The sequence below is a fragment of the Pseudoxanthomonas sp. CF385 genome (assembly GCF_900104255.1).
GTDB lineage: Bacteria > Pseudomonadota > Gammaproteobacteria > Xanthomonadales > Xanthomonadaceae > Pseudoxanthomonas_A.
Map to the genome: position 1 here is coordinate 95600 of NZ_FNKZ01000003.1, position 16326 is coordinate 111925.

The window sequence follows — 16326 nt, forward strand, 5'->3', positions numbered from 1 at the left end:
CGATCGCGACGGGGGCTCTGATGGACGGAATCAATCTCTGGGCCGTGCTGGTCGCGGCCGTGTCGAGTTTCCTGCTCGGCGGCGTGTGGTACGGCCCGCTGTTCGGCAAGGCGTGGAATGCGGCGGCCGGCATGGATCCGCAGAAGCAGGGCCATCCGGCGAAGATCTTCGGCGGCGCGTTCGTGTTCTCGCTGCTGGCGGCCGCGGTGTTCGCCTGGTTCCTCGGCCCGCAACCGCCGTTGTCGTTCGCCGTCTGCCGAGGCGTGCTGGTCGGCTTCGGACTGGTCGCCGCCAGCTTCGGCATCAACTACCTGTTCGCCCAGCGCGGTCTTCGCCTGTGGCTGATCGATGGCGGCTACCACACCGTGCAGTTCGCCCTGTTCGGGCTCGTGCTCGGCCTCTGGCATTAAGGTTGCGGGAACCTCAGCGCAGGTTGTCCAACGCCTCGACGAGTTCCTCCGCCAGCGGCGCATTCAACACATAAGGCGTCTTGCCGCCGTCCAGCGCGAACCGCAGGGATGCGGCGTGCAGGAACAGGCGCTTCAGCCCGGCCTGCTCTCGCAGGCGCTTGTTCACCACGGGGTCGCCGTACTTGTCGTCGCCCGCCACGGGGTGGCCGATGTGCTGGGCGTGCACGCGGATCTGGTGGGTACGGCCGGTTTCGATCCGCACTTCGCAGTAGGAATGCCCGCCGCGCCGTTCCAGCACGCGGAAGTGGCTGAGCGAGGCCTTGCCGTCGCGGTGCACCTGCACGTGCCGCTCGCCGCCCTGGCGCAGGCCGATGTGCAAGGGGGCTTCGACGCTCATCACGCCGTCGGGCATGCGCCCCACCAGCAGAGTGAGATAGCGCTTCTCGATACCGCGCGCCCCGCCTTCGCTGTCTTCGCGCAGCAGCGCCTGCAACTCGGACAGCGCGGAGCGCTTCTTGGCCATCACCAGCAGGCCGGAGGTGTCGCGGTCCAGCCGGTGCACCAGCTCCAGCGTCTGGTTGGGGCGCAGCACGCGCATGGTCTCGATGGCGCCATGGCTGATGCCGCTGCCGCCGTGGCTGGCGACCCCGGACGGTTTGTTGATGACCAGCAGGCGCTCGTCCTCGAAGACGATGGCCGCCTCCATGCGCTTCAGGAAGCCCGCCGGCGGCCCGACCTTTTCTCCCTCTTCGCTGAGATTGACCGGTGGGATGCGGACCTCGTCGCCCCCCTCCAGCTTGCGCTCGGCCTTGGCCCGTCCGCCGTTCACCCGCACCTGCCCGCTGCGCACCAGCTTGTAGACCAGGCTGCGGGGGGCGCCCTTCAGTTGGCCGAGGAGGAAGTTGTCCAGCCGCTGACCACCCCGGTCCTCGGGCACGGTGACGGTGCGCACGGCGGTCTTGGGCGGTACCGCCGGCTTGTCGGACGGGGGACTAGGGGTCATGAACGGTAATCTGTTAAACTCGGGGGGCGAGATAAGGGTTTGATTTCGCAGGGAGTTGCAGTTGGGCCAGAAGCCCGTCTCCCCGCGATTCCGGCAAGTGCGCGGCCACCGCCCCAGGGGCGGCCATGTTAGCGGCTGATCGGCAGGCCCGGATACCGCCGGGTGCGTGACGGCACCTGTGCTGAACATGTCCCGCGCGGCGCGACCTCTCGAGGGAAGCTGCCGCCGGCCCGCAACACCCCATTAGAACAAGCGCTCCCGCGGCCTGCCGTGGTGTCGTAGCGCTGGAAGCCCGACCTGCCCCGCTGCGCCTGCGCAAGGGGTGGTGCAACATTCCAGAGGCGAAACGCCATGGCGTTCCGCGCGGTAGCAGCGCGCGAGGAACGCACAATGAAACGTATGTTGATCAACGCCACGCAGGCCGAAGAGCTGCGCGTGGCCATCGTCGACGGCCAGACCCTGTACGACATCGATATCGAACAGCCGTCGAAGGAACAGAAGAAGTCCAACATCTACAAGGGCCGCATCACCCGGCTCGAGCCCTCCCTTGAGGCCGCCTTCGTCGACTACGGCGGCGAGCGCCATGGCTTCCTGCCGCTGAAGGAAATCTCCCGCGACTATTTCCAGGCGGGCGTGGACCACAACAAGGCCGGCATCCGCGAACTGCTGCGCGAAGGCCAGGAAGTCGTCGTCCAGGTGGACAAGGACGAGCGCGGCAACAAGGGCGCCGCGCTGACCACGTTCATCTCGTTGGCCGGCCGCTACATGGTGCTGATGCCCAACTCGCCCACGGCCGGCGGCGTCTCCCGCCGCATCGAGGGCGACGACCGCGCCGCCCTGAAGGAGGCGATGGACAATCTGACCATCCCCGACGACATGGGGGTGATCATCCGCACCGCCGGCGTCGGCCGCGATGCCGAAGAGCTGCAGTGGGACCTCGACTATCTGCTCAGCGTCTGGCGCGCGATCGCCGAAGCCGCGCTGACCAAGCCGGCGCCGTTCCTGATCTACCAGGAAAGCCGCCTGATCGTGCGCGCCCTGCGCGACTACCTGCGCAACGACGTGGGCGAGATCCTTGTCGACACCGAGGAGCTGCACGAGACCGCGCGCGAGTTCATGCAGCAGGTGATGCCGCACAACCTGCGCAAGCTGAAGCACTACAAGGACGATATCCCGCTGTTCAACCGCTTCCAGATCGAATCGCAGATCGAAGGCGCGTATGAGCGCAACGTCCGCCTGCCCTCCGGCGGCTCGATCGTGGTCGACCAGACCGAGGCCCTGACCGCCATCGACGTCAACTCGGCGCGCGCCACCAAGGGCGGCGACATCGAGGAGACCGCGTTCCACACCAACCTGGAAGCGGCCGAGGAAGTGGCCCGCCAGCTGCGCCTGCGCGACCTGGGTGGCCTGGTGGTGATCGACTTCATCGACATGTCGTCGAACAAGCACCAGCGCGAAGTCGAGAACAAGCTGCAGAACGCGCTGAAGTACGACCGCGCGCGCGTGCAGATCGGCCGCATCTCGCGCTTCGGCCTGCTCGAAATGAGCCGCCAGCGCCTGCGCCCCAGCCTGGGCGAGTCCAGCCAGATCGTCTGCCCGCGCTGCGACGGCCATGGCCGCATGCGCAGCGTCGAATCGCTGTCGCTGTCGATCATCCGCGTGGCCGAAGAGCACGCGATGAAGGACAACACCGGGCAGGTGCTGATCCAGGCCCCGCTGGAAATCGCCAACTTCCTGCTCAACGAGAAGCGCGGCGCCCTGCGCGAGATCGAACAGCGCCACGACGCGCCGATCATCATCGTCGCCGACGAAGCGCTGCACACGCCGCACTACGAAGTCACCCGCATCCGCGAGAACGAACTGGGCGAAGAGTCCAGCAAGCCCAGCTACCAGCGCGGCACCCCGCGCAAGCTGCCGGTGCATGCGCTGACCAAGTCGCAGCTCAACATCCCGCCCGCGCCCGCGGTCACCCACGTCAAGCACGCGCAGCCGGCCCCGGTGCGCGAGGAACGTGAAGCGCCGGCCCCGGTGGCGGTCCAGGCACCGGTCGCGGCGCCCGTCCCCGTCGCCGCGCCTGCCTCGGGTGGCGTGGTGGGCTTCTTCAAGCGTCTGTTCGGCGGTGGCGAAGCGACGGCACCGGCCCCGCAGGCCCGTCCGCAGCAGGACAACCGTCCCCGCAACGACCGCAACAACAACGGCCGTCGCGAGAACCGCGACAACCGTGACAACCGCGGCCAGCAGAACCAGGGCCGGGGCGGCAAGCAGGACAACAATCGACGCGACGAGCGCAACAAGGGCGAGAAGACGCAGGGCGGCAACGCCCAGCAGCAGAAGCCGCGCAACGAGCAGCAGGGCCAGAAGCAGCAGAAGCCGCAGAACGCCCAGGGCAATGCGCAGCAGCAGCCGAAGGCGCCCAAGCAGCCGCAGGGTCAGCAGGGCGGCAAGCAGCAGGGCCAGGAAGGCCAGCGCCAGCAGGCCCCGCGTGCGCCGCAGCAGGACACGCCGAAGCCCGCCGCAGCGGCCGCTGTCGAGCCGTTGACGACGGCCGCTGCCGTGGCCACGACGCAGGAAACCGCACCTGTTGCGCCGCCGACCGCTGCCTTCGTGGCGGCCCCGACGACCGACGCGCCGGCGACCGAGCTCGACGCGACCCTCGCCGCCGCCGTCGACGGCGATGCCGCACCGTCCGCCGACGCGGGTGAAGCCGGTGAAGGTGGTCGCCGCCGTCGTGGCCGTCGAGGTGGCCGCCGCCGTCGCCGCGGCAACGGTGAAGCCGGTGCCGCGGGCGAAGAAGGCGTGTTGGCCGATGACCTGGGTGGCGAAGACGACGCCCCGATCGTCGACCGTTCGCAGCCGGAGTTCGACTTCGACGACGAGGAACCGGCCGTCGCCGCGCCGCGTCCGCCGAAGCCGCAGCCGGCCGCGCCGGTCGCCGCCGTCGCTGCAGCCGCACCGGTCGTGGCCGCCGTGGCGTCCGAGCCGGAACAGCAGGCGGTGGCCGCTGCCGACGCGGCGCCCGCGATCGTGCCCGCCCCGGTCGTGGTCGAGACCGTCGCGGCCGTAGAAGTGATCGAGGAAGTGAAGGCCGAAGCGGCTCGCGCCCAGCCCGAGGTGATCGCCACGGTGCAGCACGAAGCGCCGGCAGCCGTCGCCATCGTCGAAACGGTCAAGGCCGAGATCGCCGCCGAACCGGCCCCCGTGGTCGTCGAAGCGGTCGAGACGCCGGCCCCGGTCGTCGCGGCGGTCGACGCCGTGGAAACGGTCGCGGAAACGCCGGTCGCCGAGGTCGTGCGCAACGAGCCCGTGCAGATCGACCTGGTCGATGTCGTGAACGAAGCCGCCGCCGACGCCGAAGCGCCGGTGGAGGCAACGCCGACCCCGCCGCCCGCCGCGCCGAAGCCCGCCGCACCGGCGACGGGTTCGCTGTTCTTCGTCGCCGACGCGGATACGCCGCCGTCGGTGACGCGCAGCCTGTTCGAACCGGTGACCCCGGCCAAGCCGGCCGACGCGCCTGCGGACGACAAGCAGGACGATGCCACCTCCGAGGAACGCAGCGCCTGACGCGCTGCGCCTTCCTCCGGACGCTCCAAAGCACACTGGCCGCGCAAGCGGCCAGTGTCGTTTCAGCGGTCGGGAATGCGCGTGAGGCTCAGAGCGCGCGGGTCGGGTCCATGAGGCCCCACTGGGCGGCGAGCCGCGCCAGCGCAATGTTGTCCTGTACGCCGGTCTTCTCGAACAGCCGCGTCTTGTGCGTGTTCACCGTCTTCGCGCTCAGGTTGAGCCGGCGCGCGATCTCTTCCTGGCGCAGTCCCTGCGTCAGCAGCATCGCCACTTCCAGCTCGCGCGGCGACAGCGCATCGAACGGCGACGCATCGCCGCCCACGGTATGCAACGCGAGGTTCTGCGCCACGTTGCTGCCCAGGTAACGCTTGCCGCGCGCGACATCGCGCACGGCGCGGATCAGTTCCGCCGCATCGCCGGCCTTGCCCAGGTAGCCGGACGCGCCGGCTTCCAGCAGCCGCTTCGGCAGCGGCCCGTCCTCCAGCACCGACACGATGATGACGCGCACACCGAGATCGGCGCGCACGATGCGCTCGGTGACTTCCAGGCCGCTGTAGCCCGGCAGGTGCAGGTCGCACAGCACCACGTCGGGCTTCAGCTGGCGGACCAGGGGCAGCGCGGCCTCGCCGGTTTCGGCTTCGCCGACGACTTCGATATCGGATTCCGTGCCGAGGATCAGGCGCATGCCCGTGCGCACGAGGGCGTGGTCGTCGATGAGGAAAACGCGGATGGTCATGGGGAACGGATGCCTGGAGTCTCGGGGCGAGCGTAGGTGGCTGTCCCTCGCCACGCAATTAACATTCTATCGGCGCGACGCCGGTACATGCATTCCGGCCTATCGAGCCACCTTCTCCGCTGCGGCATACTCGGGCTTTCCAACGGGGATTCCACATGTCGAACGTCCGTCTGCGCTCCGCGCTGCTGCTCGCCCTGCTCGCCACCGGCCCGGCCTGGGCCGATACCGTGTCCGACCGCTGGCAGGCGCAGGTCGGCGACATCAGCGCCCACGCCGATACCGCCGCGCGCGGCGACGCGATCGGCAAGCGGCTCGATGCCTTGGGCATCGCGTGGAAGCGCGAGGCCTTCGAACAGAACGGACAGGCCGGACAGAACATCGTGGCCGATCTCGGTGGCCCCAAGGACGCGCCGCTGCTGCTGATCGGCGCGCACTACGACCAGGTCGAGGTCGGGCATGGCGCCACCGACAACGCGTCGGGCGTGGCCGCGGTGCTGGAACTGGCCGCCGCGCTGAAGGCCACGCCGCTGGCGCACCACCGCGTGCAGGTCGTGTTCTGGGACCTCGAAGAGAAAGGCCTGCTCGGTTCGCGTGCCTGGGTCGCGAGCGCCGGGCGCGAAAAGCCCGCGCTGTACGTCAACTTCGACGTCTTCGGCTGGGGCGACACGCTGTGGATGATGTCGCCGCAAGCCGACAGCCCGCTGGTCGCTGCGCTGCGTACGGCGAGTCAGCACGAGAAGCTCGCCTTCCAGCCCGGCGACAAGTACCCGCCCACCGACCATCTGGCCTTCCTCAAGGCCGGCTGGCCGGCGGTGTCGTTCTCGCTGGTCGGGGGCGATGAGATCGGGCCGATCCTCGAGGTATTCGGCGGCGGCAAGCCCGCGCAGGTGCCGAAGGTGATGCAGGTGATCCACAGCGCGCGCGACACCACCGCCGAACTCGACAGCCAACGCGTGGACGATGCGCTGCGCGTCATCGAGCAGAGCCTGCGCATGTGGGACAAGGCCGCGACGGCGAAGCCCTGATCTCGGCGTTCGTCGCGTCGGCCCATCACCGCACGGGGACTAGAATGGGCATGCCGCATCGCGTGCATGCCCGTTTCCCCGCGTGAGCCCTTCCGTTCCTCCACCGCCCGCTCCACCTTCGCTCCGGCAATCGTTGCCGGGCTTGCTGAAGGTGCGCCGCGGACCGCCCGGCCGTTGGCGCTTCGCCCTGCGCGCGGCCGCGTGCATGGGCATGCCGGTGCTGGTCGGCTGGCTGTCGGGTCATACCGCCGCCGGCCTGATGGCCGCGACCGGCGGCTTCACCGCCGTGTACGGCAGTGGACGCCCCTACCTCAGCCGCGCGCGCGAACTCGCGCTGATCGCCCTCGCCTTCGCCATCGTCACCGGACTCGGCCTGGCGGTCGCACCGCTGGGCTGGCCGGTCGTGGTGCCCGCGGTGGCACTGCTGGCGATGCTGGCTACCTGGTTCTGCAATGCGCTGCAGGTCGGCCCACCCGGTGGCTATCTGTTCCTGATGGCGTGCGCGGCCTCGGCCTCGATGCTGAAGCCCCCGTTCGATCCATGGCACGCCGCCTTGCTGGTGCTCGCCGGCGGCGCATTCGCGTGGGCCGTGCACATGGCCGGCGCGCTGGCCTGGCCGCGCGGCCCCGAGAAAGCCGCGGTCGCCCAGGCGGCACGCGCGGTACTCGCCTTTCTCGACGCGACCGGCACGCCACGGCGGGCCGCGGCGCGCCACGAGGCCGCGTTGGCGCTGCATCAGGCCTGGTCGTCGCTGGTGACCTACCAACCGGTCGCGGCGCGCCCTGGGGGCCGGCTCGCCACCTTGCGTGCACTCAACCGGCACCTGCATCTGGTGTTTGCACGCGCCGCCGGAACCGATGGCCCCGCGCCTCCCACCTTGTCCGACGAAGTGCGCCGCATCGAAGCGCAGGCGCTCGGCCTGCCCCGCAAGCGCTCGCCCGATGCACCCGCCGTACTGCCCGGCGTCCCGGTCGGCCATCCCGGAGCCTGGCACGCCTTGAAGGGCGCGCTGATCGAGTCGGCCTCACGCCAGGTGATCCTGCGCGTCGGCGTGGCCTCGCTGCTGGCGGGCGGCCTCGGCGCGCTGTTCCATCTGGAGCGCGCGTACTGGGCCGTCGCGGCCGCGGTGCTGATGCTGCACCAAGGCTTCGACTGGACCCGCACCGTCGTGCGCGCGCTCGAACGCCTGCTGGGCACCTGGGTCGGCCTGCTGCTCGCCGGCGCCATCCTGCTGTGGCACCCACAGGGCTTGTGGCTGGTGGCGACGATCATGCTGCTGCAGTTCGTCGTCGAAATGCTGGTGGTCCGCCACTACGCGCTGGCGGTGGTCTTCATCACCGGCGCGGCCCTGACGCTTGCCAGCGGCGGGCATCCGGTCGATGCGCCGGGCGAGTATCTGCTGGCGCGCGGCCTGGACACGCTCGTCGGCTGCGTCGTCGCGCTGCTCGTGTACCGGGCCCTGCCCGTCCGCGACGACGGACGCGGTCTGTCGGCACCGATGACGCGCGTGCTGCAGGGCGTGGCGACGCTCGCACCGATGCTGGCCAGTGGCCAGGTGGACGATGTGGCCGCACGCACCGCGCGCCGCGACCTGCAGCGCACGACCTTCGCGCTGGAACAGGCGTACGGCGCAGCGGTGGTGGCCTCGCCCAGGCAGCGTGCGGTGGCCGAGGATCGATGGCCGTTGGTGGCGGCGATCCAGCAACTCGCCTACCGGATGTTGTCCGCATGCTGGCAGCGCAGCCACGGCGAAGACGCCGCGGTACGCGTGTTCGATGCCGCGGATGCGATGGCGCTGCAGCAGTCGCTCAGCATGTTCGAACGCAAGCTCTCCGGCGAAGCGCTGAAGGACGGCGTGGACGCTTCGGTGCCGCTGTTCGGCAGCGAACTGCAGGCGGTGCGCGCCTGCCTAACAGAACGGCCCCCGCAGGGGCCGTTGTGATCGAGAACACGCCTGGCTCTCCGGGCGGCGACGGTGTCGGACTCGCGGTCCACCGCCAGGCGCAGCATTGGAACAGGGGGTGTCCGATGCGCTGCGTTCGGTTCTCTCGTGGGGCCCTGGGTGTCAGCCTGACGACTCGGAAGCAGGGTTGTCCGGGAGACAGAGGGGGTGGATCCGTCGGCCCGACCACTGCGCGTGTTGTACGGCGCCGAATGCGAAGACGGCGTGTAGACCGTTCAGCTGGATTGCACACATTCTGCACATCCGCTGCACATCGCTTAACCCCGGCGAACGGCGGCTCCGGGATTCGCGCCAACGTCACGGACACCTGCCTAGCGTTCGTGGCAAGCAACCGAACCACGCACCGCCATGATGACGTTCGATCTTTTCAATACGCCCGCCGAGGACGGCACGTACGAGCTCTCCATCAACGAGTCGCCGCCGCTCCGGTTCGCAAGCCCGGGCGCTGCGCTCCGGTACGCGGTGAAACTGGCCAACCAGCGCCACCAGCAGGGGTTGGACTACGCGATCAACATCGAGGGCGGCGACGGCCGCTGGCGGCTGTTCAACGGCTGGCGCATGTGCGCCTGAGCCGCGGGCCGGCCGCGAGGGTTCCTGTCCGCAAACGGTGAGTCCAACGCGCAATGGCATGGCAGGCTGTGCGTCTTCCCGCACCGGACGCCGCCCATGCCCCTTGTTCCCGATACTGCCGCCCGCTTCCGCCACCTCCACCAGCAGGGCCTGTTGCGCCTGGCCAATGCCTGGGACGCCGGCACCGCCCGCTTGGCCGAACACCATGGCGCCGCTGCCGTCGCCACCACCAGCGCCGGCCTGGCGTGGTCCCAGGGCTATCCGGACGGCGACCATCTCGACGTGGACGCGTTGCTGCATGCGGTCGCCGGCATCGTGCGGGTCATCCGCGTGCCCCTGACGGTCGATGTGGAAGGCGGTTACGGCGACGATCCGGCGCAGGTGGCGCAGACGGTGCTGCGCGTCGTGCAGGCAGGCGCCGCCGGCATCAACCTCGAGGACGGCAGTGGAGATCCGGCCTTGCTTGCCGCCAAGATCCACGCCATCCGTCAGGCGTGCAGTGCGCAGGGTGCGGACGTCTTCATCAACGCGCGCACCGATGTCTACCTGCGCGGGCTGGCCGCCGAATCCGCGCGCGTGGACGAAACCCTCGCTCGCGCGGCGCGTTATCGGGATGCCGGTGCGGACGGCCTGTTCGTCCCCGGCGTCGTCGGGGAAGCGGACATCCGCGCCCTCGCCCAGGGATGCGGGCTGCCGTTGAACGTGATGCTGCGGCCGCAGTTGCGCGACTTCGATGCCCTCGCCGCGTGGGGCGTGCGCCGCATCAGTGCCGGCTCCGCGCTGGCCGAATCCGCGTTCGGCCATATCGGCGCGCAGATGGACGACTTCCTGCATGGCACGCACACCGCGCTGCCTGACCCGCAGGCGATGGGCTACGGCACGATCAACGCGCTGTTCTGACGGGGCGAAGCCGGGTAGGACTTTTCCTACAAGGCATCGGGGTTACACCCGACTGCGAATGTGATTCACATCCGCGACGATAGCCCTGTCCCCGGCAGCACGCCCTGCGCAGGCCACGAACGGCCGCTCTGCAATGGAAACGGGCGCTGCCTTGAGCAAGCAGCACTGCCGGAGCCGGGGACTCCCCCTTCAGGCCCGACCCTCTTTGGTCGGGTTTTCTTTTGTCCGCGATCCGCGGATCAGGCGCCGCCGGCCCACAGTTCCGGAACCTGCGCCAAGCCGAGCAGCATCAATGCCGTGGCCGCAATCAGCAGCCAACCCATGCTACGTACCAACAAGCTGCGCATGTGGATGTGGTCCCCGTTCTCGTGATGTGACTATCGCGACGTCCTCATCACCTGTCAAAGGTAAATGCATTCACGCCGCGATCGCCGTCTGCTTCATCGCATTTACGTCGTCCGCCTCGCCGTGCGCGGCCTGCACGGCCTCGAGGAATTCGCGCCCCCATCGCGCCAGATCATGGTGGCGCACGATGCCGTACAGGCGGCGCTGCCGGTCCTCGCGCTCGGCGGGCAGCATCGCCAGCGCCTGGCGCAGCGTGCGGGCGAGATCAGCCGGGTCATGCGGATTGGTCAGCACCGCGCCCTTCAACTCGGCGGCGGCGCCGGCGAATTCCGACAGCACCAGCACGCCGTCGCCCTCGGTGAGCCCCTGCACCGCCACGAATTCCTTCGCCACCAGGTTCAGGCCATCGCGCAGCGGCGTGATCCACATGACGTCCGCCGCCGCGTAGTGCGCCACCACGCTGGCGAACGGCAGGACACGCGCGAAGAAGCGCACCGGTGTCCAGTCCAGCCGCGAGAGCCTGCCGTTGATGCGACCGACCGCCTGTTCGATCTGCTGCTGCAGCGGCCGGTAGATCGTCATCTCCTTGGCGGCCGGCACGCAGACCAGCACCAGCGTCACTTCGCCCTGCAGCTCGGGCGATGCGTCCAGCAGCCGCTCGAAGGCCTGCAGCTTCTGCAGGATGCCCTTGGTGTAGTCGAGGCGTTCGATCGACAGCACCAGCCGGCGGTCGCCGATTTCGGCGCGGATGCGCGCGATGTCGGCGGCGACGTCCTCGGTGTCCAGGCAGGCGCGGATGCGTTCCACATCGGTGCCGATGGGGTGCGCGCCGATGCGGACGGTGCGCCCGTCGATGCGCAGCTCGGTGGCCATGTCCTCCACGCCGACCGCGCAGCCGAACGTCAGGAAGCGCGGCGCGCAGGCGGCGCGCGCCACCACCTCCACCGGGAACGTGCTGCGCACCGCATCGGTGAAGTTCTCGGCGTGGCGCGGGATGTGGAAGCCCACGTAGTCGCAGGCCAGCAGGCTGCCGAGGATCTCCCGGCGCCACGGCAGGATCGCGAAGATGTCCGCCGACGGGAACTGGGTGTGGTGGAAGAAGGCGATCTTCAGGTCCGGGCGCAGCTCGCGCAGCACCGAGGGCACCATCCACAGGTTGTAGTCGTGCAGCCACACCGTCGCGCCCGGCGCGGCTTCGGCGGCGGCCGCCTCGGCGAAGCGGCGGTTGACGCGCTTGAACAGCGCCCAGTCGTCCTCGCTGAAACGCGCGCGCTCCCAGAAGCTGTTGATCACCGGCCAGAACGCTTCCTTCGAGAAGCGCTTGTAGAACACGTCCACCTCGTGCTTCGTCAGCGGCACGTGGGTGGCGGTCAGGCCCGGATACGCGGCGCGGTCCACCACCGCATGGGTGGGCACGGGTGGCGCCTTCGCATCGTCCACCGTCCAGGCCACCCAGGAACCCGGGCGGCCATCGGCGAAGAAGCTGAGCAGGCTGGGAATGATGCCGTTCGGCGAACTGTGCGGCGTGCGCACGCGTTCGCCATCGACGATGTGCTCCTCGTACGGCAGACGGTGGTAGACCATCACCAGTTCGGCCTTGCCCGGCTCGTGCAGCGGCGGCGCGTAGTCGTCCGCCTGCAGCAGGTCGAAGTGCGCCATCGCCTGCAGGATGCCGCCGCAGCCCGGTGCGTCCGCGTGCAGCACGTCGTCCATGCCGGCGGTGGCGGCGAGCAGCGCCGGTTCCGACCGGCCGACGCACACACCGGGAAATCCCTCGCCGTACATCGACAGGTCGTTGAGCGTGTCGCCAGCGACCAGCACGCGTGCGGGCGGCAGCGCGAGCTCGTCGACCAGCGCGGCCAGCGTGCTGCCCTTGCGGATGCCGCGCGGCAGGATGTCGAGATAGCGGTCGGCCGAATACAGCACCTCGCAGCCCAGTGAGGCCGCCACCGCTTCCACGTCGTCCTGGATCACCGACAGCTGTTCCGGATGGCAGTAGTACGAACAGCGCCGCTCCTGCGGCACTTCCTGGCGCACCAGCATCGGGAAGCGGCGCATCGCGTCGGCCACGGCGTGCTCGCCCGGCCAGCAGGCTTCGATATGCGACTGCAGCGGCTGGATCGGCTGCATGTCGTCGGTACGCAGCACGGTGGCCCCCACATCGCAGATCACATAGTCGGGCGTCGGCAGACCGGGATCGGCCAGCAGCGGCAGGATGGCTTCGCGCCCACGGCCGGTCACCCAGGCGAGCTTCACGTCCGGATGCGCGTCGACCAGGTGATACAGACGCTTGCGTGCCTCCGCATCGCCGGCGAGAAAGGTGCCGTCCAGATCGGTGGCGAGCAGCAGGGGTTGCGAGGGTAGCGGTTGCGAAGAAGATTCCAACAGGCTCATGCAGGTGCACTCCGGTGAGGGGTGTGCCGCGCACAGGGCACGACGCGGACGCGTCGACGGACGCAGGCGGGGACACGCACCGAAAAAGGCATCGCGAAGGCGGATGCACGGAGAGGGGCCGCGTGCGTGGCACGCTGCGCGCAGAGCGGCGCAGATGCGCGTCCATCCCCAGATGCGGACGCGGACATCGACTGATGCGATGCAGCATTGTAGTCCGCATCGGCATCGCGAAGGTCAACGCGATGTTAAGAACGTTAAATGCCGTCGGGAAATGCGCGCACTTTCATCCTGCGCGTGATGAACGCGATCATCCGGTCATGCGCGTCGCAGCCATCGCGACAAACGCTGCCAACGCGACGCACGTTGCGGCGGCACGCGATACGCCACGCTGGACGGCACGCGCAGCGACACCGTCGTGCCCGAGCCTGCGGTGGACGCGAGGGCGAGCGTGCCGCCGATGCGCTGCGCGCGCTCGCGCATGCCGTACAGGCCCCAGTGGCCCTGGCGGCCGCCGGCGCGCAGCACCGCGTCGGGCAAACCCTCGCCATCGTCGCGCACGCGCAGGTGCAGCGCGTCGTGCTGGTAATCCAGGTCGACGTCCACATGCGCGGCCTGCGCATGCTGGAACGCATTGAACACCGCCTCGCGCGCGATGCGGTACACCTCGTCGCGGACCAGCGCATCCAGCTGCCGCGGCTCGCCTTCCACCTCGAGCCGGAACTCGGTCGCGTGCTCGGGCACCAGGTCCTCACCGAGTGCGGCCAGCGCATCGGACAACTCGCCCGACATGCGCGCGCGGCGCAGGTCCAGCACGCGGTCGCGCGCTTCGGCCAGCACGTCGTCAGCCCGCTGCAACACGCGCTCCATCGCCGCGTGGCCCGGCGCGTCGCGTCCGAGCGACTGCGACACCGCATGGAAACGCAGGATCAGGCCCTGCACGCTCTGCAGCAGCGTGTCGTGCAACTCGCGGGCGATGCGCTCGCGCTCGCGGTGGCGCTCGTGCAGGCGCGCGCGGATCTGCGCGGACAGGTGGCGCAGGCGCAGCAGGTAGGCGATCCACAGCAGGGTCGCGCCGAACAGTACGCACAGCACGAGGAACCACGTGGTCTGGTAGTACCGGGGTGCGATCACCACGGGCAGCGCGGCGCCCACCTCGTTCCACACCCCGTCGTTGTTGGCGGCGATCACCCGGAACGTGTACGTCCCCGGCCCCGGGTCGTTGTAGAACGCGGCGCGCCGCGCGCCGGCGTCCTGCCACCCGGTGTCGTAGCCGTCCAGTTTGTAACGGAAGCGCACGCGCTCGGGGATCGACAGGCTCAGCGCGGTGTAGGCGATCTGCAGGTTGCGCGTGCCCGGCGGCAATCGCAGCGCGCCCGCACCGGCGCGACGGGTCTTGCCGTCGGCGGTCAGCGACAGGATGGACACCGGCGGCGCGAGCGGATTGCGCCGGATCGCCGCCGGATCGATCGACACCACGCCGCTCGTGGTCGCGAACCACAGGCGCCCGTCGCCACCTTCCGCCGCGGTGGGAATCGGCCGGAACTGCGCCGGCACGCCGGGCATGCCGTCGAGGAAATCGAAGCGTTCGTAACGCGGCGCGGACGTGTCGAACAGCGTGGCCACGTCGACGGCCTTCACGTGCAGCACGCCACGCGCGCCGTTCAACCACAGATCGCCCGCGCGCGTGCGGACGATGCCCGTGATGCCGCGGAACGGACTGTCGGCAGGCCCCTGCAGGCTGCGCACGCGCCCGTGGGCATAGCGCGCCAACCCGCGCTCACCGCCGATCCACACGCCGTCGCGGCTTTCCGCCAGCGCGGTGACATTGCCCACCGCCAGGCCGTCCTCCGCCGTCAGCGCGCGGATGTCATCGCCGCGCAGGATCGCGATCTGGTTGCGCGCGTAGCCCATCCAGACGGCGCCATCGCGCGTGGGCAGCATCACCAGCGGCGACGAGCCCGGCGGCAGTCCGGTGCGCCCGCGCACCTGTTGCCAGCGTCCCTCCGCCAGGCGATGGATGCCGGGCGTGTTCAACGACACCCACAACACGCCGTCGTCGCCATGCGCGATCGCCTGCACGCCGGAATAGCCGGACACCGGCAGCGGCGTCACCGGCGCCAGGCGTCCGTCGCGCAGCGTCCACAGGCCGCCGGGCCCGCCCAGCCAGACGGTGCCCGCGCGATCGCGATGCGCGGCGGTGAGCGGCGGCGGCAGATCGAGTTCACGCGGCGGCCCGCCGTCGAGGACCATCAACGGACGGTTGCGGCTGCCCGCCAGCAGCGTGCCGTCGGCCCCGGTGACGATCGCGAAATCCTGCGCGCCATCCGGCAGCATCGCGGGGACGACGTTGGTATGACGGAAGCGGTCCAGCCCGCGGCTGCTGCCTACCCAGACGTTGCCTTCGCGATCTTCCAGCACCGGCAGCAGATAGTCGGCGCTGAGCCCGTCGTCCTGGCGGAAGTGCTCCACCGTCTCCCCGTCGGACGCCGGCTGCAGCGGACGCCCCCGCCGCTGCACGCCCTCGCCCATGGTGCTCGCCCACAGCGTGCCGTCGCGATCGAACAGCAGCCCGGCCGAGGGCGCGACGATCGCCGCGGGCGCGACCACGCCATCGAGCGGCAGGCGACGCACGCCGCCTTCGTTCTCGGCGATCCACAGGCTGCCATCCGCCGCCTGCGCCATCTGGCTGATGCGGCCGACGCGGATATCCAGCGTCTCGAACGCGCGCGCGCCCTTGCGCAGCCGCGCCAGACCATCCTCCGTCGCCAGCCAAAGGGTGCCCTCGCGGTCGGTGAATACCGAGCGCGCCTGCGTGCCGGGCGCCCGCCAGGCCGGTTCGACGCGATGCCAGCGGCCCTCGCGCAGGTACACCAGGCCGCTGAAGGTGGCGGCCCACAGGCGGCCATCCGGTGTCCGGGCGAACCGGAAGACGGTGCTGGTCGGCAGCCCCTGCGCTTCGCCGTAATGGGTCAGCCGCTCATCGCGCAGGAAGCTGACCGCGCCATAGCGGAAGCCGATCCACAGGCCGCCGTCCGCGGTGGCGTACAGGGTGGAGATGCTGGTGGCGGGAAAGGCCTGGTCGCCCGGCGGGTCGTAGCGCTCGAACTGCACGCCGTCGAAGCGGTACAGGCCCACCTGGGTGGCCAGCCACAGGTAGCCGTCGGTGGTCTGCGCGAGCGCGGTGATCTGGCCCGGCGCGCCTTCGCGCACGGTCCAGGCCGTGTGATGGAACTGGGCGATCTGGCGCTGCGCATCCAGCGCCTGCGCCAGCGGCGCCAGCAGCAGGCACGCGCACGCCAGCAACACGCGCCACGCACGCATGCGCAGGCGGTGCGGCCTTGCGGCCCGCCCGATCTGTCTGTCCGCCACGCTGGCCAACCTGCCCCCTTCGACACCGCCGACACGATGGAAGAACGCCC

Annotated in this window: 10 protein-coding genes; 6 read left to right on the forward strand and 4 right to left on the reverse strand. The window is 70.0% G+C overall.

Annotated elements, in window-relative coordinates:
• The first annotated feature begins 20 nt into the window (after positions 1–20).
• The gene (locus BLT45_RS15855) at positions 21–410 is read left to right on the forward strand and encodes a DUF1761 domain-containing protein (protein WP_093302601.1); all 390 of its coding nucleotides are present in this window, start codon (positions 21–23) and stop codon (positions 408–410) included.
• 13 nt (positions 411–423) lie between these two features.
• Here the strand turns inward: BLT45_RS15855 and BLT45_RS15860 are convergent, their stop codons facing one another.
• Entirely contained in the window at positions 424–1413 is a 990-nt protein-coding gene (locus BLT45_RS15860) for an RluA family pseudouridine synthase (protein ID WP_093302607.1), read from the reverse strand.
• Positions 1414–1803: 390 nt separating this feature from the next.
• Here BLT45_RS15860 and rne point away from each other — a divergent pair, with 390 nt between their 5' ends.
• Entirely contained in the window at positions 1804–4974 is a 3171-nt protein-coding gene (rne, locus tag BLT45_RS15865) for a ribonuclease E (RefSeq protein WP_093303461.1), read from the forward strand.
• A gap of 88 nt (positions 4975–5062) precedes the next feature.
• Here the strand turns inward: rne and BLT45_RS15870 are convergent, their stop codons facing one another.
• A complete protein-coding gene (locus BLT45_RS15870; RefSeq protein ID WP_093302613.1) occupies positions 5063–5710 on the reverse strand; it encodes a response regulator in 648 nt (215 codons plus the stop codon).
• 155 nt (positions 5711–5865) lie between these two features.
• On the opposite strand from BLT45_RS15870, the gene BLT45_RS15875 reads away from it, so the two are divergent.
• The 4 genes from BLT45_RS15875 (at position 5866) to BLT45_RS15890 (ending at position 10168) form a co-directional block, all read left to right on the forward strand.
• Positions 5866–6735 (forward strand): M20/M25/M40 family metallo-hydrolase, encoded by an 870-nt coding sequence (locus tag BLT45_RS15875; protein WP_093302618.1) that lies wholly within the window; start codon positions 5866–5868, stop codon positions 6733–6735.
• 151 nt (positions 6736–6886) lie between these two features.
• Positions 6887–8677 (forward strand): FUSC family protein, encoded by a 1791-nt coding sequence (locus BLT45_RS15880; RefSeq protein WP_254771933.1) that lies wholly within the window; start codon positions 6887–6889, stop codon positions 8675–8677.
• A 372-nt stretch (positions 8678–9049) separates the two neighbouring features.
• Entirely contained in the window at positions 9050–9268 is a 219-nt protein-coding gene (locus BLT45_RS15885) for a hypothetical protein (RefSeq protein ID WP_139188037.1), read from the forward strand.
• 96 nt (positions 9269–9364) lie between these two features.
• Complete coding sequence (locus tag BLT45_RS15890; RefSeq protein ID WP_093302628.1) at positions 9365–10168, forward strand: isocitrate lyase/PEP mutase family protein; 804 nt, start codon at positions 9365–9367, stop codon at positions 10166–10168.
• 417 nt (positions 10169–10585) lie between these two features.
• On the opposite strand, the gene ggpS is transcribed toward BLT45_RS15890, so the two are convergent.
• Together ggpS and BLT45_RS15900 are read right to left on the reverse strand one after the other, a co-directional pair.
• Positions 10586–12907: a glucosylglycerol-phosphate synthase gene (gene ggpS, locus BLT45_RS15895; RefSeq protein ID WP_254771927.1), complete on the reverse strand. Its 2322-nt coding sequence runs from the start codon at positions 12905–12907 to the stop codon at positions 10586–10588.
• Between the two features lie 315 nt (positions 12908–13222).
• Positions 13223–16228: a sensor histidine kinase gene (locus BLT45_RS15900; protein WP_093302637.1), complete on the reverse strand. Its 3006-nt coding sequence runs from the start codon at positions 16226–16228 to the stop codon at positions 13223–13225.
• Positions 16229–16326: the final 98 nt, after the last annotated feature.

Coding starts and splice junctions, on each gene's coding strand:
- BLT45_RS15860 (WP_093302607.1), bottom strand. CDS start 1,413: ATGACCCCTAGTCCCCCGTCCGACAAGCCGGCGGTACCGCCCAAGACC.
- BLT45_RS15900 (WP_093302637.1), bottom strand. CDS start 16,228: ATGCGTGCGTGGCGCGTGTTGCTGGCGTGCGCGTGCCTGCTGCTGGCG.
- BLT45_RS15890 (WP_093302628.1), top strand. CDS start 9,365: ATGCCCCTTGTTCCCGATACTGCCGCCCGCTTCCGCCACCTCCACCAG.
- BLT45_RS15855 (WP_093302601.1), top strand. CDS start 21: ATGGACGGAATCAATCTCTGGGCCGTGCTGGTCGCGGCCGTGTCGAGT.
- rne (WP_093303461.1), top strand. CDS start 1,804: ATGAAACGTATGTTGATCAACGCCACGCAGGCCGAAGAGCTGCGCGTG.
- BLT45_RS15870 (WP_093302613.1), bottom strand. CDS start 5,710: ATGACCATCCGCGTTTTCCTCATCGACGACCACGCCCTCGTGCGCACG.
- ggpS (WP_254771927.1), bottom strand. CDS start 12,907: ATGAGCCTGTTGGAATCTTCTTCGCAACCGCTACCCTCGCAACCCCTG.
- BLT45_RS15875 (WP_093302618.1), top strand. CDS start 5,866: ATGTCGAACGTCCGTCTGCGCTCCGCGCTGCTGCTCGCCCTGCTCGCC.
- BLT45_RS15885 (WP_139188037.1), top strand. CDS start 9,050: ATGACGTTCGATCTTTTCAATACGCCCGCCGAGGACGGCACGTACGAG.